Raw genomic sequence first — 19,777 nt, 5'->3', positions numbered from 1 at the left:
CATATTATATTTTAATACTTCTTCGTTCTCCGGACACCTCAAGAACCATGGCGCCGGCTAAGTCATTTCCACCAGAAAACTGTGCATACTTTCGGCGGATATGATCTTCAAACCCCACATCCGTACAGACCCCGTTTTCACTAAGAAAGCTATAGTATGTGGATAAATCACTGTCCAATGATGTATCTTTTTTAGCAATGGTGTTAGGAACCGATGGAGGCAAGGGCACACCGGATCTCTTGGCCTTGTCAAACATTAAACGCAAGGATACGTTTTGAAGCCCGTGTTCAGCCTGCCAAGTAAATGTAGCGCGATCATTACCCCGTATTAGCGGCGAACCCGGGCCATTCAAAATATCGCCTCTATCGTTCCGCGCTATGCTTTGTGTGTTTCCCGGGACCCCCCACTTTTCGATTATCCAATTGTGTAATCCTCGGGCCATATAGGGGTTGTAATGATAAAAGCCTTGATTGGATTGCCCTGGCTCGTAACGGCCGCCGCCAATATCTGAGTGTGCTCCCACCATGTACATTTCAGATCCATATGCACGTGTACTCGGGAAGTTATACCGCACTTCATCTGCCGCAATTATGTGAAAGATATCAGTACCGTATAAACCGCTGGTCGTGATTGGAAGATCGCTTAACCCAACCATCTGCCCTGGAAGGTAAATAGAAGAAACGGTGTCAAACAGCCCCAAGAACCGCACCGTTGCACTGCCATGTTCGGCGGTGATGGCATGGGCCTGCACCTGATTGGCAAAATATCGGGCTGCGGCAGCCCCACGAGAAAATCCAAAAACATCCAGAACAATGTCGCAAACGCTTTGCCCGGCACTCAATTCGGTGATGAGATCATTAACTTGCCTAATCGCCTCTTGTACACGCACGTAAACGCCCTGATCACCCATACCCCTCATGCCACCGTTCAGTCCATCTAAGAAATTAGCGGGGTCACGCCAATCAATCGTCGTCCCGTTTTCCTGTACAGCAATCCCTCGCATGTACCTTTTGCCGTAGATAAAGCGCCGCATTTGCCCCTTGTAAGGTACAAATTCCTCTTCATTTGGGGCATAGAGTTGTTCCAAAAAATCCACATTCGTATGCCAATTGATACCGGACTTGCCGACATGGTTACGGGAATTATTCGTTCCATCGAAGAAGACACCAATACAAATCACGTCGCATGATACGGTGGTAGTTCCAACATCTCCTGTGCCCACCTCTGCCGCAGCTTCGTCGGCCAAACGTATGGCATCTTGCGGGTTGGGTGTTGTCAGATCATTCACCTTCAACCGTCCAATCTGGCGTGCATCTAGATGAAGGCAGCGGAAGCTTGCGCTGAATCCATGTGGCTCGACCCTTTAACTTTCCCTCAACAGACCAGTCTTCAAAACCAGCCAGCAACTCAAGCCGAACCGGATCATCATCATCCAGGCGGTCCGCACAAGATGATTCGAGCACGATGTCTTGAACCATGTCATCAGTAACTTCGCCGGTCCTATTTAGTCCGATCAAACGCGCATACTCTACTTGCGGCGTTTCAATGCTAAAATCACCACCTGCTAAAATTTTTAGTTCAATTTGGGCATGCCGTTCGTCTTCCCCAAAAGTCGTCAACCGTTCAATCGGAACTGAGAAATTTGCCCGCCAAGCCTGCTTGCTGATCATCTCGATCCAGACCAGCGTAAAATCTAAATCATTGCTCCAGCGGCTTTTGTAGGGCGTCCCCCCTGTGTCTCCAATATTGCTTGCACGGATTCTCGAAAACGTAAAACCATTTAATTCAACCCCTCGAATGATAGGAACCGCAATATGGTTTGTGACGTTCAACGACAACGTAGCAGGTCGGGGGTTCTGCCAAGCCGGCCCATATTTCCAGAAAATGCCAGCTGACACGACCAAAGCAGATGTGACGATCCAGACTATTTTTCGAGTCATGAGCAATCCTTTTGGAGCAAAGTTTTGATGCGATCTATAGACACAGCGGCTGAGTTTGCAGATTGCACGATCTGGGCAACCTCGCCATTAGCGTAGGTTTCAATAAAATCAGGTCCCAATAGTGCCTCCCAAGTCATTAGCTTGGCAATGTGTTCACGTTGTTTGTAACCCATACGAAGGAAGAGGTGGCCTGTTGCAACTAACCGGGTGCGAAGTTCTTTGCGTTGACTTCCACGCTCCGGCGGAATGCTCTTCATCACTACATGCGCCAATGCGTGCAAATCAGCCTCGACCTTGAGCCGCGTGATAGCTTTCTTGGACTGTGCGTTAAACTTCCACCGCTTCTCATGCAACGCACTATCGCTCGTTCTCTTGAGAATCTTCCACAGACCTACTCGATACATAATGACTGAGCTTACACTGGGCCTATTTGGGAGAAATAGAGGACCGAATAGCGAAACATCCTGCTCTATTACATCTGGCTCAAATCCTTCACCGATCAAAATTTCCCAAAACCTAAAATAGAACCACTTACCGTTTTCATCCTGCACCTTAGTGAACTTCCGAAAGTGCGCCCACATGTCGTCGAGCGTCCCGCGTGACCTGAGGTAGATCCCCGGCTCCGCATCCCACAGGTGCCATCTAGCTTTCGAGCGCGTGAACAAGTTGCGAGTGAACTTGTGGTCGGCCTCAAGGCGCACGATCCATGGGGCCACGTCCTTCAGCTCGTCGAACGCATCGCCCTTGAACAGGCAGCGGTGATCTAGCCCTGAGGTTGCCAGCAGCTCCGGCAAACTCGGAACCTTGGCGGCATCGAGGATCGCGTAGGTGTGCAGCGGCGGCACCGCTGCGGGGTCGCCTTCCGCTTGTTCTAGTTCAAATTCCAGCGGCTCTGGTTGCCCGAAAACTGGCGCATAGAGCGCATCCGGTACGGTCTTGGGGTCCGCGACGCCAAATTGCGCATCGAGCGGCTCAACGTTTTCGATATTCTCAATGTTCAGTAGCGGGTCTGACGGCGTTTCCTGGGGGCTGTATTGCTGGGTCCAGTAGTCGTTTAACTCGGTGTTCGCGCTCAATGCAGTCGCCTATGTGAATCTACGTAATGTAATACGCACAAGATACTGTATGCGAAGCGTAGCACAACCGCTGAACATGCCTTTTTCGGGTGCTTACAAGAAAGAACCCGACCCAAAACGCAACACCCGTATACATTACGCATATCTTGCAATTGGAATGTGCCTCGACTGAACTGCTCCCTGTTTTCCGGAGGCTGATTTATCTTTGCTATGTGGCCATGTCTAATCTTTCCAGAACCTCATAGAAGTTTTATCCGGTTCAGCTGGCGGGATATTCCCGATAGGCTCCAGCAGGCGGCGATTGTTGAGCCAATCGACCCACTGCATGGTGGCGTATTCAACGGCCTCAAAGCTGCGACATGACCCACGCCTGTGGATGATGTCGGCCTTGAATAAACCGTTGATCGTGTGGGCTCGCGGTTCTCGCATTCCAGCGCTTTCGTCTTGTCCGCCATCTCGGTTGTGATGCCGTCGCGCTGGCCGGTATCAACCCCGAACTTCTTGACCTATTCGTTTAGTGTCTGCGGCGCACAACCGATCCTCGCAGAAATCGACACAATCGCCTACCAACGGCTCTCATGATGCTCCATCCTACTCATGAGTTGGAGCCTCCGGCAAGCAGGGGGCGGTTCAGTATTTCGAGGTAGCGCGCCATATGGAGGTAGTCAAATTGAGCCTTCAATGACTCTTCATTTGTTGGTCTTTTAGCCTGCAAACAAGCCCAGCCAGACGCGTGGGGTCCTCAAGTTACGGGGAAATTCTACGGTTGAAAATGCCAGTCCATTTATAGTAGGCAACCGGCACACTCTGGCACTGAAAGCAAATGAAGTACTGTGGTTCAAGACGATATCTACGTTGCCGAGTGTCAAACAGTTTGTTTCTGTGAAACACCCACGTCTGGGCTTACCCTGAAAACACCTTTTATATCTTGCCGAAGTTCGTCATAAGGTGCCTAAAGTTTAACTATGTTGAAGGAAGTCGGATGAAAGTAGTTATCCTCGGCGGTGATGGTTTTTGTGGTTGGCCCAACGCGCTGCATCTTTCCAAGCAGGGTCATGATGTTGTTATTGTGGACAATCTCAGCCGCCGTGCCATTGATCTTGAGCTGGAGGTCGAGAGCCTGACGCCCATTCGCCCTATCGGAGAGCGCATCCGTGTTTGGAAGGAACTAACCGGCAAAGATATCAAGTTCGTTAACTTTACGGTGGGTGAGAATTATCACCGCCTTTTGACACTTATTGAAGAAGAAAAGCCCGACGCCATCGTGCATTTCGCCGAGCAACGCGCGGCACCCTATTCAATGAAATCCAGCTACCACAAGCGCTACACCGTCACGAATAACATTAACTCGACCAACGACGTGCTCGCAGCAATCGTAGAATCTGGTCAAGATATTCACTTGATCCATCTCGGGACCATGGGCGTATATGGCTATGGCACTGCAGGAATGCAGATCCCTGAGGGTTACTTGAAGGTCAAGGTTGATACACCAGCAGGCGAGAACGAGCAGGAAATTCTGTATCCGACGAATCCGGGCTCAATCTACCACATGACCAAATCCCAAGATCAGCTGTTGTTCGCTTTTTACAACAAGAACGATCAGGTTAAAGTGACAGACCTGCATCAGGGTATTGTTTGGGGTACCCAAACCGAAGAGACCAAGATGGACGAACGTCTGATCAACCGCTTTGACTATGATGGTGACTACGGTACCGTTCTGAACCGGTTTATCATGCAAGCGGCTGTAAACTATCCGATGACAGTGCATGGGACTGGTGGTCAAACTCGAGCGTTTATTCACATACAGGATACCTGTCAGTGTATTGAGATTGCGTTGAACAATCCTCCTGCCAAGGGCGAACGTGTGAGCATCCTCAATCAGATGACTGAAACGCACCGTGTGCGTGATTTGGCCAAAATGATTCAAGACGCAATGGGTGCCGACATTGCGTATCTTGAGAACCCGAGGAATGAAGCTGCAGAAAATGATCTATTTGTCGCTAACGACCGCTTTCTTGGTCTCGGACTTGAGCCGAAAAAGCTTGAAGGTGGCTTGATGGAAGAAGTTAAAGAGATAGCTTCCAAATATGCTCATCGTTGCGACACAACAAAAATCCCGTGCGTCTCCACTTGGAGCTAACTCGGTCTATAAAATGGGCATAGGCAAACTTGAACAAATTAGTCTATGCCCAAGTTGCATTCGGTGGCCGGTAACATGAATATTTGTAGGTTCGAATAGCATAGTTTTAGATCATGTTGGTGCTCACTATAAGCGTTGCTAAAGTAGCTTTAGAGATCGACCGATGGCTGAATTATTGACCAAAGGCTGAAAATGCATCAATCAAAGTTACAGGGCAAAGGTCGAGGATCTGCTAGCTGTCGTGTGACTGAAAGAATGTCAAATATCGCTCTAATCGAGGTCTGACCCGGTGAATAAAAAAGAACTAGTGTCTATCTGCATGCCCATTTTCAATGGGGCTAACTATGTCCATAGCTCTGTAAACTCTATTTTGTCACAAACTCATAAAGACATAGAGCTAATAGTAGTCGATGACGGGTCAACCGATGATACAGTTAGGGTTTTACAACAAATCAAAGACAGCAGACTGCACCTTATTGAGAACTCTGAAAACAAAGGGAACTTGACTAGGCGAAATCAGGCATTCGAAAGAGTTAGCGGTGATTATGTCGCCATTATGGACGCGGATGACATTTGTAGGTCCGACCGAGTGGAACGTCAGCTTGCTTGTTTGCAAAACGGATACGATTTATGTGGAAGTTGGGTCGCAGCGGGTGATAGCCCCGCTCTTGTGAAAAGTGTTTGGCGCATGCCGCAGCAAGGCGCAGGACTAGCTAGAAGCACATTGTTTGGATCCCCTCTCGCCAACCCAAGCGTCATGATGACGCGCGATCTACTTGTCAAAAGTGATTTTAGATTTGACTTGAATTTTTTCCCCGCCGCCGACTACGAGGCATGGGCGACAAAAATATTCGAGGAAAGAGTTCGAGCGTTTGTCGTAGAGGCACCTCTGGTTTTCCGGCGCCATCACGCAGCTTCTATTACCACTAAAAATGCGAAAAAAATGGGCCAAAGGGCTGAACAGGTTCGAGAGAAACTTCTTAAGAGCGTTGACATTCCGGCGCGGTTGATACGGCTACACAACAAAGCACTTTCTACACGAGTAAGCGATGAAGAGTTTACTGAACTTAGAGAATTGTTTGACGACATCCTTCCCCGAAAGGTGCCCGAATTCTTTTCTGACGGAAGTGTATTCTTTAAGAATAACAATCAAACGATTGAGCTCTCGGCGGCACTTCCAATAAGAAAGAAAACAAAACCAAAAGTATCGGTCATTGTTCCGGCATATAATGTTCAAGACTATTTGGAGCAATGTGTCCTTTCTGTTGTGGAAACTTGCTCTGAGGAAATTGAGGTCATTATTGTAAACGATGGCTCGACAGATGATACTGCCAAAGTTATTTCTAGGGTCAAGAAGAAACACCCAAAACGAATTTCAGTAATAACACAGAAAAATGGTGGCTTATCACGTGCTCGGAATGCAGGAGTTGCGAAGTCGCAGGCGGAGTTTATTTACTTTCTTGACGGTGATGATTTCTTGGCCCCGGGCGCAATCGACCGACTGTACAATGAGGCCATGCGCACCTCCTCTGACGTAGTTGTCTCAACCCATTCAGCTTACTACGAGACTACGGGAGAGACCAAACCTAGAACACACATAGAGAAAAGCGAAGTGTTTGGGCGGAACATTTTTGCAGCCTTCTGTGACAGAAAGTTCGGACATATTGCTGCCAATAAGTTGATAAAAAGGACCCTGGCCAACGAGGTGAAGTTCGCGCCAGATTTGTACCATGAAGATGAACTCTATTGCCCCGAGTTGTTTTTGCAGGCCAAGCGGGTAGCAAACTTCTCGGAGGAGATATATTTCTACCGTCAGCGCGAAGGTTCTATCACATTTGGAGTGACGCCTAAGCATGTTGAGGATTGGCTTCTGATTTCAGAAAAAGTTTACAAGCTTGGGATGCAGTACGGTCTGAGCACAACGACGTCGTCCGGCTTTTCAAAACTAATGAACTACCTGTTGGTCGCGGCGCGGCGCAAACTCGATCGTATTGAAGAATGTGATCCGGCGTTCATCTCGAGAATTCATTGTGAGGTCAGCCTGCTTGAAGAACAGGTCATCAGGAGTTTTGGTTTTTCGGATAGTGTAGCTGCGCAAAGTGGTACTTTCGGCGATGAACCATACAACTCGAATTTATCTAAAAATGAACTGAATGAATTAGGTAACATCAAAGACGCGATGATAATGTTAAACAACGCTATGTTTACGGAGCTGAAAAATCGAGAGAACCTGTCCAATGAGATTCAAGAAAATGGGCCAGTGATGCGAATTGCTAAAAAATTGAAAAACATGTTTTCCTCTGGTCGTCCAAAATCGGACCCTTAGCAATCCACATATGATAATGCTTCACAAAGGAGGACTAGTATGAATTTCAACATTCAGGCCGAACTAAATCACGGCAAACTAGAAGTCACAGTTTCTACCAATGAATCGGGCTTAGAAGGTGGTTTGCAAGTTCAAATCTTGTCATCCGACCAGATAGTTCAATCAGAAAATATTGAAGATGGTGTGTTGGAGCCTTCTAAACCTTATGTATGCTCGTTTCCCTTGCCAGTTTCTGATGTGCTTGCGTCTTTGGCGCTGACAGTCAATTTGACTCGGCACAATGATATCGTCACAAGCTCTGTAATGAATTTTAGGCGCGGTGACAGAGACTGCAGGCCGATCGTGTATAGCAATCTCAGACCAGAAGGAAAACGTATTCAAGGATGGGTCGTTCAAATACCGAGCAACGAACCAAGGATCTCTCTTTTTGTAAATGGCGAGCATACTGAAACTAATTCGCCCAATTCCAAAAGGTCTGATATCGAAAAACTGTACCCCGAAACCAGTAATGTTAAGAACGGTTTTGGATTTGGTGTTCCAAATTTATGCTATGATGGCTGCAAACATGAGTTCTTGGTAATCGAAGAAAAAAGCCTAACCATTGCTGAAAATTCCCCTAAAATATTGTCTGCAATTGATTTTCACGATGCACTTACGCGTCGATGGAATACGATCATGAACAATGTTAGTGATCGCATGGGAAGGGCTTAATTACGTGAAAATACTACTCACAGGCGGTGCAGGGTATATCGGGTCGCATTCCTATTTGGAGCTTCTGGAAGCTGGCCATGAAGTGGCTATAATAGATAACTTTAACAACTCATCCCCAGTTGTTATCGAAAGGCTCGAAAAGTTAAGCCAACGTCCGGTGAAAGTATTTTTTGGCGACGTCTGTACTCCTACAGATATTGCACATGCTCTCGATGATTTTGAACCCGAGTGTGTTGTTCATCTCGCAGGCCTTAAATCGGTTTCTGAAAGTGTTAAGAAACCGATTGAATACTATTCTGTCAATCTTGTGGGCACGCATGTTCTCTTAAGTGAGATGGAGAAGCGGCAGATACGAAAGATTATATTTTCTTCTTCTGCAGTTGTTTATGGGGCGCCAGTGCATTTACCGATCACGGTGGAGCATCCTCTCAACCCAATAAATCCATATGGGACAACGAAGCTTGCGGCTGAGCAACTTATTCGAGATGTAGTAGGCACAAACTCTGATTGGTCTGCAGTATTGCTGCGTTATTTCAATCCAGTAGGTGCCCATCAATCTGGTGATATTGGTGAAAGCCCGAATGATGTTCCCAATAATTTGTTACCCTATGTCGCTCAGGTTGCTGTGGGGCAACAACCTCATCTGAATGTGTTTGGTGCAGATTTTGATACCGAGGATGGCACTGGGGTGCGGGACTACATTCACGTTATGGATCTGGCGAATGGTCATGTAGCAGCTCTCAAAGGCCTCAAGCCAGGTGTTGTGAATACATATAATTTGGGCACAGGAGCTGGTTACAGTGTTTTGGAAGTTGTAAGTGCTTTCTCAGATGCAAGTGAACAACCGGTTCCCTACGTCGTTCAATCTCGACGTGTAGGAGATGTTGCCGCATGCTATTCGGATCCTTCAAAGGCCAAAGACGAATTAGGATGGTCCGCGTCCCATACATTGGAAGATATGTGTAGAGATAGCTGGCGTTGGCAATCTAAAAACCCGATGGGGTATACTGATGAATCGAAAGAAGGAAAAAATTCTCTAGTTAATACCACCGTGATTTCGGACGGATCAGAGAAACATTTTTTCCTGGCTAAGGGATACAAATATTTCACCGATGTTCCTCCCTTTGACGACACGCCCAATCGTGATGAATGGCAGGATGAAGTTTATAAATTTGCTCAAGACGTAGCTATGAAAAGCGGCGCGAGCAAAGTACTGGACGTGGGCACGGGATCTGGGTTCAAGTTGATGAAGTATTTTTCGGAGTTTGAGACAACAGGTGTTGAGGTTGGCAAAACCCTTGAGTTTCTCAAAGAGGAATTCAATGAAAATAATTGGATTTCTGTAGAGAGCTGTGCCGATGGCTATCCCGACGCAGATCTATGTATTTGCTCAGATGTTATTGAGCATATGAAGAATCCATCTGAGTTTCTATTCAAATTGAGTGAGAGCAATATAGACCAGATGGTTATCTCAACACCCGCTCGTGAGGTGCTGTCCGCAGATGGTAGGCGCCCACTCTATGGCCCCCCGGGAAATAAATTTCACTATTTTGAATGGACTATGGGAGAATTCAACAAACTATTGAGTAAGTATTTTGTCGTAAAAGAGCATTTTCTCATGTACAACGGGTTTTATTCTCAAATTGCTTTGGTCGAAAAACGCCCTTAGAGGGGCTGGTGTGATCGGGCATCTGTAGGCTGAGTGAACCGGATTCAGATCTTTGCCCTCATCTCATTGGATATCGTTCTTCAAACCCTGTTTGCACCTATTAACCATTGCGAGTCTAAAATGTGCTAGCGGTAGCTATTCCTCAGCCTCGCGAGCCTTGGCCACGTGCGTAAATGTCCTCATAGCGGATAATGTCATCTTCGCCCAGATATGGCCCAGTTTGAACTTCGATCAAAACCATTGGCACAATTCCGGGGTTTTCCATTCGATGCACTGCTCCCAGTGGGATATAGACACTTTCATTTTCGGTTAGCAGCGTGACCTTATCATCTACGGTTACTCTTGCTGTCCCATGTACAACAATCCAATGTTCTGATCGGTGATGGTGGCTTTGTAGGCTCAGGGCGGCGCCGGGATTGACTACAATGCGTTTCACTTGGAATCGATCGGCAAGCGCTAGGGTTTGGAAATTCCCCCAGGGCCGATGATCCATGGGAAGGTTCTCGGCCTGCTTGACACCTTTCTCTTTGAGTACATCAACGGCAAGTTTTACTTCCTGTCCTCGCGTTCGATCTGCGACCAAAACTGCATCATTCATGGCAATTACAATCAGGTCTTTCAATCCGATACCAACAAGTTCTTGATCGTCACTTTCTGCACGCAAGAGTGTGTTTTCGCATTCGATAGCCGTTACGTTCCCGTGGGTTGTAACCCCATCTAGATCGGCGCCCATCTCTTCTTGTACGGCGCTCCAACTGCCTAGATCAGACCAACCGGCACGAAAGGGAACGACTGACAAATTGTCGCTTTTCTCCATGATAGCATAATCAATCGAGACGGACGACACGTCAGCCCAAGCGTTAGGTGCAAGCCGCAAAAATCCTAGGTCGATCTGAGCATCATCTACGGCCTGTTGAACTAGCCCAATCATTTCGGGCGCGTGCGTTTTAAAAGCAGTGATGACATCGCGGACGGAAAACAAGAAAATCCCTGCATTCCAAAGGAAGTTGCCTGCCGCAAGCATTTCTCCAGCGCGATCTTTATCGGGTTTTTCGATAAATCGCAAAAGGGGTTGAGGACCATCTTCTGTCTCTGGCAATGCTGAAAGTTCGAGATATCCATAACCCGTCTCTGGTTTGTCGGGGGAAATGCCAAACATAACCAGGCGGCCTTCTTTAACCGCGTCCATTCCGGCCTCTACAGCACTCTGGAACGCCTTGGTATCTGGAATAACGTGATCAGAAGGAGCAACGAGTATAACCGCGTCAGGGTCGGTCTTAGATATCTCTAGCGATGCGGCAAGTACCGCAGGCGCAGTATTGCGACCCTCAGGTTCAATTAGAACTAGGCCGGGATCAACGCCAATTTCTAGAAGCTGCTCTGTTACAATAAAGCGAAAGTCAGAACCCGTTATGACCACAGGTTTGTTGTACTGTTCAGCCGACATCCTCAGCACGGCGGATTGCAGTAAAGTATGATCCTCAGAAAACTTTACAAATTGCTTTGGATAGCTTTTGCGCGACAAAGGCCAAAGCCGTGTGCCGGAACCCCCAGCAAGAATAACCGGTGTGATTTTGGTCACAAAAACCTCCAAGTTGAATTTGGCCTATGAGCCAATAATGTCTTATATGGCAAGCCGCGTGTATACTAAAGTGACACAGACACAAAAGTGGCTACCACTTTGGCAATGATAGCCTACTAGCAGGTGCGCCGCATCATGTACAACAACATCACATAGGGAGTTTTGTCCCTTGCAGGTTTTGCCCTGATTTCGTAGGCAAAGGCGCAGTATGGAGGACTTAGATGGCACTTAAAGCGCTGATCACCGGCATCACGGGTCAAGATGGCTCATATCTCGCAGAGTTCCTGCTCGCTAAAGGCTATGAAGTGCATGGCATCAAACGTCGGAGCTCTCTATTTAATACGCAGCGCATCGATCATATTTTTCAAGATCCGCACATCGAAAACGCGAATTTTCATTTACACTATGGTGATCTGACTGATTCCTCTAATTTGACACGAATTTTGCAAGAAGTGCGGCCAGATGAGGTCTACAACCTCGGCGCACAATCGCATGTTGCCGTAAGCTTTGAATCACCGGAATACACGGCTGACGTTGATGCTATGGGCGCTCTCAGATTGCTTGAGGCTATCCGTCTCCTTGGCCTTGAGAAGACTACACGCTTTTATCAGGCGTCTACATCCGAGCTCTATGGGTTGGTACAAGAATCGCCTCAAACCGAGACAACTCCCTTCTATCCCAGGAGCCCATATGCTGTCGCTAAGATGTATAGCTATTGGATCACGGTCAACTATCGCGAAGCGTATGGAATGTATGCGTGCAACGGAATTTTGTTCAATCATGAAAGTCCGCGACGTGGTGAAACATTTGTTACACGCAAGATAACACGCGGCCTGTCAAATATTGCTCAAGGGCTCGAACCGTGCCTCTATATGGGAAACATCGATGCACTGCGCGATTGGGGCCATGCCCGTGACTATGTTCGCATGCAGTGGATGATGTTACAACAAGACACAGCAGATGACTTTGTAATTGCAACTGGCAAACAATACTCAGTTCGCGATTTTATCCGCTGGACGGCGGCTGAGCTTGGCGTCGAAGTTGCCTTTACTGGGGCAGATCTGGAGGAAGTCGCAACCGTCACGGCTATTTCCGGTGACAAAGCTCCTGCGCTGAAAGTTGGCGATGTGATCATGCGCATCGATCCGCGCTATTTCCGACCAACTGAAGTTGAGACGCTTTTAGGAGACCCCGCAAAAGCAAAAAAACTGTTGGGGTGGACGCCTGAGTTTACGGCACAAGAAATGTGTGCCGAGATGGTTGCCGAAGATCTCAAAGGTGCACGCCGTGCGCGATTGTTGCTGGACCACGGCTACGAGGCCCCCACCTCGCGGGAGGGTTAAGGCTTGCGCAAAAAGCTCTTTCTAACTGGTGGTAGCGGTATGGTTGGCCGCAATCTTTTATCGCATGCAAGCGCCAAGGATTGGGATATTCTGTATCCATCCAGTAAGCAGCTTGATCTTATGGATGGACCTGCTGTTGCCGCCTATATCTCTAAACATAAACCTGATATCGTTGTACACGCTGCGGGACGTGTCGGTGGAATTAAGGCGAACATGGCCGATCCTGTAGCTTTTCTGGATCAAAACTTGATGTTGGGCCGTAATGTTATTTTGGGCGCGCGCAATGCAGGCGTGAAGCATCTGCTGAACTTGGGTTCGACCTGCATTTACCCACATGATGTTCCTAACCCTTTAAAAGAAGAAATGATTCTGACAGGTCAATTGGAGCCGACGAATGAGGGCTATGCCCTGGCCAAATTGGTGGCCTTGCGTCTTTGTATGTACATTCGGCAAGAGGACCCGTCTTTTGTCTATAAGACCCTAATACCCTGTAATCTCTACGGAATGTACGATAAGTTTGACCCAAACGGCTCGCATCTAATTCCCGCGATCATAAGAAAAGTCTATGAGGCTGAGAAGGCAGGGCATGACACAATCGAGATATGGGGTGACGGTACCGCACGCCGTGAGTTCATGTATGCTGGCGACTTGGTCGATGCTATATACAAAGCTGCCAACAGCATCGAAACCATTCCCGATCTGATGAATGTTGGAGTGGGATCGGACCACTCTGTAAACGACTATTACGCTGCAGTCGCAGGCATCGTTGGTTGGAATGGTACTTTTGTGCATGATCTTTCAAAGCCAGTAGGCATGAAACAAAAGCTCTGTGATACAGGGCGTCAAACAGCTTGGGGTTGGCAACCCGAAACATCTCTCGCTGTAGGAATTTCAAAAACTTATAAACATTTTCTGGAGATGACTTAACATGAGCGCTCGCTTTCCACTAGCCACTTCATCTTGGGATCAAGCTGAGTTTGACGCCATTCAGCGGGTCATTTCTTCGGATATGTTTTCAATGGGTCCCGAAGTTAAGGCCTTCGAAGAAGAGTTTGCTGAATTTTTCGGATCAAAATATGCCGTCATGGTGAATTCTGGTTCTTCTGCGAACCTTTTGATGACAGGAGCTCTTTTCTATACAAAGAATGAAAAACTGCGCCTCCAGAAGGGTGATGAGGTCATTGTGCCAGCCGTTAGCTGGCCAACAACCTACTATCCTTTGGCGCAATACGGGTTGGTGCAAAAGTTTGTAGATATTGATCGTGCAACATTGAACTATGATCTTGATGCGCTAGCGGAAGCTGTCACCGACAACACTCGCGCTATCATGATCGTCAACTTGTTGGGAAACCCCAACGATTTCGCACGTATTAAGGAAATAATCGGTGATCGCGATATCGTTTTGCTTGAAGACAACTGTGAAAGCATGGGTGCAAAGTTCGAGGGAAAACACACTGGCACATTTGCCAATGTTGGTAGCTTCTCAAGCTTCTTCTCTCATCATATTTCAACGATGGAAGGCGGTATTGTCACAACAGATGATGAAGAACTCTACCATATCATGCTGTCCATGCGCTCTCACGGGTGGACACGGCACCTTCCAAAAGAAAACAAAATTACCGGAATCAAGAGCGACAATGCCTTTGAAGAAAGTTTCAACTTTGTTCTTCCGGGGTACAACTTGCGCCCTGTCGAAATGTCAGGTGCCCTTGGTCGGGAGCAATTGAAAAAACTTCCCGCCCTTGTTGAAGGCCGCCGTCGGAATGCTGAAGCGTTTGTCGAGAAGCTGTCCAATCACCCACTCTTTACGATCCAACAAGAAATTGGTGACAGTAGCTGGTTTGGGTTCTCTATTGTTATGCGGCCTGAATCCGGTATGAGCCGTGAAGCACTGTTGGCCAAATTGGAAACTCTTGGTTTTGAGTATCGCCCCATCGTCGCAGGTGACTTCACAAAGAACCCTGTGATGCAACATATACCGCACGTGATACATGGCCAGCTAAGCAATGCAGAGTATATCGATGCGAACGGCTTGTTCATCGGGAACCATCACTACTCGATCAACGAAGCAGTGGAAGAGTTGGCAAAACTGCGCGCCTAAACAGGAAAGATCTTATATCTTTGTGTGCCGCGTTACACGTATCTCAAAAAGGGCTTGCCACCCATTTGGGCTGCAAGAGCGGCAAAGCCCCCCTGCCCGCTAACAATCCTGTCAGTAGAACTTAGCATTTGAAACTCATGGTAGGTAAGGTCATTTCCTTCAATATCTGCTTCTCCGCTTCTGTCCATATGCGTAGGCGTAAACAAGTCGCAATGAACCCGATGCGGCCATGACTCAGCCAAAACCTTATTCCTTGCTTCCACGGAATCTGAGATGAAGTAAAAGCTGGGATCCTTTGCTCCTGATTCTCTCGCATGTTCAAAAGCATATTCCAGAACTTTCGAATAGTTCTGCCAGTCATCAAGGCCTGGGTCTTTCCATCCATTACCGGCCCCAGTGCGCAAGTGAACTCCAACAAGCATGTCAGACGCTTCGCGAACTTCACGTATCGCAGCTCGTGATTCAGCGAAGGTTGGTTTCTCAACAAAATTGAACAGGAACTTAAAGACAGTTGTGAACAGATGATTAAACGCAAGGTCAGTGTTATAATTTTCTGTAAAGTGATTTAAGAACATCTGAACTCTTGGACTATTGATGTTCAAAATGACAACGTTAGCTCCTCCAAAAACTTCAGATTCTATTTTCTCAGGTGTTAATTTATCAACAAGCTCACTTCGGTCAATCATATCGACATGCATAACCGACATCGTTTGCAGGATAAACTTTCGTGCATTCGAAAACAGCCAGTCATATTGGCTTGGCTTGAAATTATGGGTGAGATCAAATGGAGTGTCCCACTCAATAACGAAACGCCGATCAGTTAATGTTGCCAAGCAGAAACTTGCTACTATGCCCTTCAAACGGTCGGCAAGGCCACCAACCAAACGCGATTGCGAAAATACTTCATGCCGTTTTACCGAATAAATCAAAAACCTTTGATCGTCACTTTTTCGAGTCTCAGAAATTTTTGCGTTATAGTCACATAAAAACTGATCTAGGGAATTTGCCATACTGTGGTCGAGCCTTGTGATGGTAAGAGAGAATTCATGACTGACTAACCACACCGGCTAACAGAAAACAACTACAGACATACGTCTCTGCCGAGGCAGCACTACCCTCATGTCTATACAATACAGAGCTTGTGTGCATCTAGCCCTCAAGTCACCTTCCAAATATCATGCAGTGATCCGCGCAATTCATACCGTGGCCTCCACCCCAATTCGGCTTGGATAGCAGCTGTATCTAGAACTGTCCGCGCTACATCAGCTGGACGTGCGGGCAATCGATTCACCCTGATCTCCCGCCCACTCACTTCCTGTACCATCTTAAGGATCTCTTGCACTGATATGCCTGTTCCAGAGCCCACATTCCAGGTTCTACCGAAACACAGTTCAGGTTGGTCCAATATAAGCTCAATCGCCGCCGACAAGTCGCGAATGTCAAAATAATCTCGCACCGCAGCACCTTCGCCGAACATTGGAAAGATCGTATCTTTACGGGCGGCCCGCATCATTGCTCCTACAACGCCTTGACTTACATTGACCTGCCAGCGGCCAATCGGGTTTGAAGGACGTAGCACCGTCACTTTTAGGCCTTGGGTCCGCGCCATGAAGTCAAGCGCGGCTTCGGTCATCTTCTTACCCAAGCCATAAGGAGAGATCGGCCGCAATTCATCCTGTTCCTTGATCCGCTCTACTGGTAAATCGCCATAGATAGCGCCCCCAGAAGATAGATAAATTACGTTAGCACTTGAGTGCTTCGCAACTGCGGAAATCATCCGCATAGTCGTCTCAACAGTATCGCGCGCTTCTCTCCACGGGCACTCCAAATTGGCTGTCGGCACGCTTGTTGATGCAAGGTAGACCACTGTGGTCACATCAAGCAGCGCGGCCTTGGGGTCAGACATCAATTGCGCCAACGTCAGAGATTGAACCTCCGGAGCATGTTTACTCAAAAACTCAGTGTCCGGATTACGCGACACAACACGAAGAGCACTCCCGCGTTTGGAGAGAGAAAGCACAAGGTTCTTACCGACAAAGCCGGTTCCACCAACGATCAATATCATTGGGAACGATCTGCTTTGGTATATATTTCATTGTCATAAGCCAACAGCGGGTGCCGTCGTGTCAGTGATCTGTTCTCCGACGCCTTCACTGTTTGCGAGTGCTTCTGACGGCGTTTAAATAAAACGGTTTCTGGCACAACCTTGTGGATGTAGCCAGCGGCAACGGTTTCACAATTCCACTGCCAGTCTTCATAGGCGTAGCCTGCTGCGATATCTCGAACACAAAACGGTATTTCGCGGTAGATGGCTGTGGGGCATACGCACAAGGCATCCCAGTAGTTTGCGAACCGCAACAGATCGGGCCGAAACTCAGGGCTTTCTTGATCGACGTGGGTAAATATGGTCGCCTGTTTCTCAAAAAAGTAGTTAAATTGTGGATGAGCGATATGAGTATCCGGCTTGCCTTTGAGAAAGGTCAACGCTTCCACCAGCCAGTCTCGTGACCACAGATCATCCGCATCCAAAAATGCGCAATACTTGCCATTTGCACTAGAAACAGCGCCATTCCTGACTTTGCCCTGATCCCCTTCGTCGTAGAAATCGACCGTAGCCGCATCTTTTCTATAGGCTTCAAATAGCTGCTGAGTCAGGACATCGGAGCGGTCCAGACACATCATCACCTCAACCTTGAACCCAGCCATGCGCGCCGCTTCGATTGCTGTCCAAAATGAGCGCAGAGATGGCACAGCAAGGCGCCCCTCGCGGTGTCCCGTAATGATGCAGGTCAAATCAAACGTCATACTTGCTCACCAATTGATCAACTTTCTCAACATATTCGGTATGAGTAAACTGCCTCGCGAGCCGCGCTTGTAGTGCTGCAGTCCGAACGTCAGCAACCGACGAGTCAGCGGCCACTTCTTTCAAGGCTGCGCTATAACTCTCAATAACCTCAAACTTGTCGATTAACCAACCGGTGCTGACATCTAAAAGCTCGTCAATGCCACCCACGTTGGAGGCTACGATAGGTAAACCTGCAGCCGCCATGTCGAGCAATATTGTTGGTAACCCATCCCATTGCGCCGTGTACAAGAAGCCAGTGTAGGGTGTTTCCAGAACCGTTTGCAGATCTGTGTATGTCCCCTTCAAGATAATATTGGTTGGCGGATCGAAACTGCTTATGCCTTCTTGGCCTAAGACCGTTTTCCCATAGACATCGAAGGTCATGCTAGGATTTGCCCGCGCAATCGCTACAAGAAGATCCAGACGCTTTTGTGGGGCAAACCGGCCAGCCCACAAGAAATGCCCGGACTGGTTATTCGGTCTCCTGCGGTTAGCTACGGCAACCTCTCCGTCCGCAATAGGAGTGTAAAGCGAAACCACCTGAGCATCATTCGTGTCCACCTCGTACCCCAAACGGTCGGCAATATCGTTGGCTAGGCTCTTGGTATCGGTTATGAGTAAGTGGTGATAATCGAATGTATCGCGCAGCCATTCGATGGGATACCCAAAACGGTCTCCCTTAGCGTTCTCTTCCCAAGTGAACAGATAGGTCAGTACGCGAAGCTCCTGATGCAGCTGTCGACCATAGGTACGCATCGCCTCCCAAGTTAATCGGCTATTCACATTGACGAGAATTTTGCATTCAACCCCCCGCAAAACATCTATCAACGCCCTTATTTTCTCTGCCTCTGTCAAATCAGCTATCTCTTTTGACAGGTCAAAAATATCCAGCTGTTCCGAAAACCATTCGATGTATTCACTTTCGGAACTATCGGTCGTGATCACCAAAATCTCTGCAGGGTCTCGCACCTCGGCCAAAGTGTCGGCAAAAATGGCTGCAACTCGACTTGCACCAGACAGGCGAACGTGAGGTATGGCCACAATATACTTATAGGTCTTGCCCGCCAGCCTCTGGCGCAGCACCTCAAACACATCAGTTATCTTAGCTGCTGCTTGAAGCGGGGATGTAATCACCCGCGGTCCTTCAGGCTGCGCAACCATCGGCTCCAGTGCTTTGGCTTCTGCTACCATCTTGAGCATATATGGATTTTGCTCAAACTTATCCAATGCTGCGACCTCACTAACCGAAGCAAACGGCCGCCAGTGTTCTTCTTGTCCCCGTTTTAGATGATGTAGATACGGATTGATCCCCTTGCGTCGGATGTCTTCATTGTTCCGCAGATAGTACGAGACGGAAAAATCAGGATTTGGATCACGCAGTTCAGTCCAACCGATTGTCATAAAATGCAAAAACAGATCGCTAACTTTACCTATCAAATCTGGGTTTTGCTTTTTGTAATATGCGGTATCGAATGTTCTCCTGACAAGTTTGAGATCTTTCTTACGTGGCTGTTCAGCAGTTAAAACCACTGCGGTATTTGAATCTACAGAAGATCCCTGATGGACAGCTGCCCAATACATCACGCGGTTGGTGTGCAAAGTGGATAGCTTACCATGCAGATCTACTTTGGACGAGTTTTCATGCATCATGTAGTGCACAAACGGGTTTGTCTCAGTTCCGACCAGTGCAGAATTGCGAGCTAGATATTCTTCTGGATCAAACCAACTATTGGGTCGCCTTTGCTCACGCCAGCCATGATTCATAAAGTGCTCGAACGGGTCATTTCCAGAAGCCAGCACATCACCATATGTCGTCAGATAGTAAGCAGCGTCAAAACTCTGACTTAGCCGCTCCAACAGACTACCGTCAGCGACTTTGATAGCCTGCAAGCCAACGTCATCTTTTCGCTTCAAGCCATTCAAAATCTCTCGTTTCTTTGAGAAAATACCCATAATTTGAATTCATCTTTCCCAGAACCTTGTCCTCTTTGTCACTATCTGTTTTTGAACCGTGGGTACAGATGTTGTTGGGGCAGGATCTTCT

14 protein-coding genes and 2 pseudogenes are annotated in these 19,777 nt (G+C 47.8%); 7 read left to right on the top strand and 9 right to left on the bottom strand.

The window, feature by feature from the left end:
- Window positions 1-4: 4 nt before the first annotated feature.
- From Q0746_RS05710 to Q0746_RS05695, 4 genes and pseudogenes are all read right to left on the bottom strand, one after another.
- Window positions 5-1,288 carry a DUF2235 domain-containing protein gene (locus Q0746_RS05710; protein WP_298258163.1) on the bottom strand — a complete coding sequence of 428 codons (1,284 nt, stop codon included), beginning with the start codon at window positions 1,286-1,288 and terminating at the stop codon, window positions 5-7.
- A complete protein-coding gene (locus tag Q0746_RS05705) occupies window positions 1,281-1,940 on the bottom strand; it encodes a hypothetical protein (protein WP_298258161.1) in 660 nt (219 codons plus the stop codon). The genes Q0746_RS05710 and Q0746_RS05705 overlap by 8 nt, the downstream gene beginning before the upstream one ends.
- Entirely contained in the window at window positions 1,937-3,016 is a 1,080-nt protein-coding gene (locus tag Q0746_RS05700; protein WP_298258159.1) for a DUF4123 domain-containing protein, read from the bottom strand. The genes Q0746_RS05705 and Q0746_RS05700 overlap by 4 nt, the downstream gene beginning before the upstream one ends.
- 208 nt (window positions 3,017-3,224) lie before the next feature.
- Window positions 3,225-3,424, bottom strand: a pseudogene (locus Q0746_RS05695) (IS3 family transposase); the annotation flags it as partial.
- A 574-nt stretch (window positions 3,425-3,998) separates the two neighbouring features.
- On the opposite strand from Q0746_RS05695, the gene Q0746_RS05690 reads away from it, so the two are divergent.
- The 4 genes and pseudogenes from Q0746_RS05690 to galE form a co-directional block, all read left to right on the top strand.
- Window positions 3,999-5,156: an NAD-dependent epimerase/dehydratase family protein gene (locus Q0746_RS05690; protein ID WP_298258157.1), complete on the top strand. Its 1,158-nt coding sequence runs from the start codon at window positions 3,999-4,001 to the stop codon at window positions 5,154-5,156.
- Window positions 5,157-5,445: 289 nt separating this feature from the next.
- On the top strand, window positions 5,446-7,482 hold the full coding sequence (locus tag Q0746_RS05685) for a glycosyltransferase (protein ID WP_298258155.1): 2,037 nt from the start codon (window positions 5,446-5,448) through the stop codon (window positions 7,480-7,482).
- A 39-nt stretch (window positions 7,483-7,521) separates the two neighbouring features.
- Window positions 7,522-8,193: a hypothetical protein gene (locus tag Q0746_RS05680; protein WP_298258153.1), complete on the top strand. Its 672-nt coding sequence runs from the start codon at window positions 7,522-7,524 to the stop codon at window positions 8,191-8,193.
- A gap of 4 nt (window positions 8,194-8,197) precedes the next feature.
- Window positions 8,198-9,205 (top strand): annotated as a pseudogene (gene galE, locus Q0746_RS05675) (UDP-glucose 4-epimerase GalE); the annotation flags it as partial.
- A 799-nt stretch (window positions 9,206-10,004) separates the two neighbouring features.
- Here galE and Q0746_RS05670 read toward each other — a convergent pair.
- The gene (locus Q0746_RS05670) at window positions 10,005-11,444 is read right to left on the bottom strand and encodes a mannose-1-phosphate guanylyltransferase/mannose-6-phosphate isomerase (protein ID WP_298258151.1); all 1,440 of its coding nucleotides are present in this window, start codon (window positions 11,442-11,444) and stop codon (window positions 10,005-10,007) included.
- Between the two features lie 221 nt (window positions 11,445-11,665).
- Between Q0746_RS05670 and gmd the strand changes: the two genes are divergently transcribed.
- Genes gmd through Q0746_RS05655 form a run of 3 tightly spaced genes read left to right on the top strand, consistent with a single transcriptional unit; the run spans window position 11,666 to window position 14,888 of the window.
- Complete coding sequence (gene gmd, locus Q0746_RS05665) at window positions 11,666-12,787, top strand: GDP-mannose 4,6-dehydratase (protein WP_298258149.1); 1,122 nt, start codon at window positions 11,666-11,668, stop codon at window positions 12,785-12,787.
- 3 nt (window positions 12,788-12,790) lie between these two features.
- Window positions 12,791-13,714 (top strand): GDP-L-fucose synthase, encoded by a 924-nt coding sequence (locus Q0746_RS05660; protein WP_298258147.1) that lies wholly within the window; start codon window positions 12,791-12,793, stop codon window positions 13,712-13,714.
- Between the two features lies 1 nt (window position 13,715).
- Window positions 13,716-14,888, top strand: coding sequence for a DegT/DnrJ/EryC1/StrS family aminotransferase (locus tag Q0746_RS05655; RefSeq protein WP_298258145.1), 1,173 nt, complete (start codon window positions 13,716-13,718; stop codon window positions 14,886-14,888).
- Between the two features lie 32 nt (window positions 14,889-14,920).
- Here Q0746_RS05655 and Q0746_RS05650 read toward each other — a convergent pair whose 3' ends face one another.
- The 4 genes from Q0746_RS05650 to Q0746_RS05635 form a co-directional block, all read right to left on the bottom strand.
- Window positions 14,921-15,898 carry a hypothetical protein gene (locus Q0746_RS05650; protein ID WP_298258143.1) on the bottom strand — a complete coding sequence of 326 codons (978 nt, stop codon included), beginning with the start codon at window positions 15,896-15,898 and terminating at the stop codon, window positions 14,921-14,923.
- 146 nt (window positions 15,899-16,044) lie between these two features.
- Window positions 16,045-16,953 (bottom strand): NAD-dependent epimerase/dehydratase family protein, encoded by a 909-nt coding sequence (locus Q0746_RS05645; protein ID WP_298258141.1) that lies wholly within the window; start codon window positions 16,951-16,953, stop codon window positions 16,045-16,047.
- Window positions 16,950-17,693, bottom strand: a complete 744-nt coding sequence (locus Q0746_RS05640) for a glycosyltransferase family A protein (protein WP_298258139.1) — start codon at window positions 17,691-17,693, stop codon at window positions 16,950-16,952. Before Q0746_RS05640 ends, Q0746_RS05645 begins: the two co-directional genes overlap by 4 nt.
- On the bottom strand, window positions 17,683-19,686 hold the full coding sequence (locus Q0746_RS05635) for a glycosyltransferase family 4 protein (RefSeq protein ID WP_298258137.1): 2,004 nt from the start codon (window positions 19,684-19,686) through the stop codon (window positions 17,683-17,685). The genes Q0746_RS05640 and Q0746_RS05635 overlap by 11 nt, the downstream gene beginning before the upstream one ends.
- Between the last annotated feature and the right edge of the window lie 91 nt (window positions 19,687-19,777).

Origin of the sequence: uncultured Litoreibacter sp. (genome assembly GCF_947487515.1) — a bacterium.
GTDB lineage: Bacteria > Pseudomonadota > Alphaproteobacteria > Rhodobacterales > Rhodobacteraceae > Litoreibacter.
This window is presented reverse-complemented; position numbering and strand designations above follow the sequence as displayed.

What these genes read in the sequence shown, in the direction of transcription:
- Q0746_RS05705 (WP_298258161.1), bottom strand. Translation starts at nt 1,940, where the DNA reads ATGACTCGAAAAATAGTCTGGATCGTCACATCTGCTTTGGTCGTGTCA.
- Q0746_RS05690 (WP_298258157.1), top strand. Translation starts at nt 3,999, where the DNA reads ATGAAAGTAGTTATCCTCGGCGGTGATGGTTTTTGTGGTTGGCCCAAC.
- Q0746_RS05680 (WP_298258153.1), top strand. Translation starts at nt 7,522, where the DNA reads ATGAATTTCAACATTCAGGCCGAACTAAATCACGGCAAACTAGAAGTC.
- gmd (WP_298258149.1), top strand. Translation starts at nt 11,666, where the DNA reads ATGGCACTTAAAGCGCTGATCACCGGCATCACGGGTCAAGATGGCTCA.
- Q0746_RS05655 (WP_298258145.1), top strand. Translation starts at nt 13,716, where the DNA reads ATGAGCGCTCGCTTTCCACTAGCCACTTCATCTTGGGATCAAGCTGAG.
- Q0746_RS05650 (WP_298258143.1), bottom strand. Translation starts at nt 15,898, where the DNA reads ATGGCAAATTCCCTAGATCAGTTTTTATGTGACTATAACGCAAAAATT.
- Q0746_RS05645 (WP_298258141.1), bottom strand. Translation starts at nt 16,953, where the DNA reads ATGATATTGATCGTTGGTGGAACCGGCTTTGTCGGTAAGAACCTTGTG.
- Q0746_RS05640 (WP_298258139.1), bottom strand. Translation starts at nt 17,693, where the DNA reads ATGACGTTTGATTTGACCTGCATCATTACGGGACACCGCGAGGGGCGC.
- Q0746_RS05635 (WP_298258137.1), bottom strand. Translation starts at nt 19,686, where the DNA reads ATGGGTATTTTCTCAAAGAAACGAGAGATTTTGAATGGCTTGAAGCGA.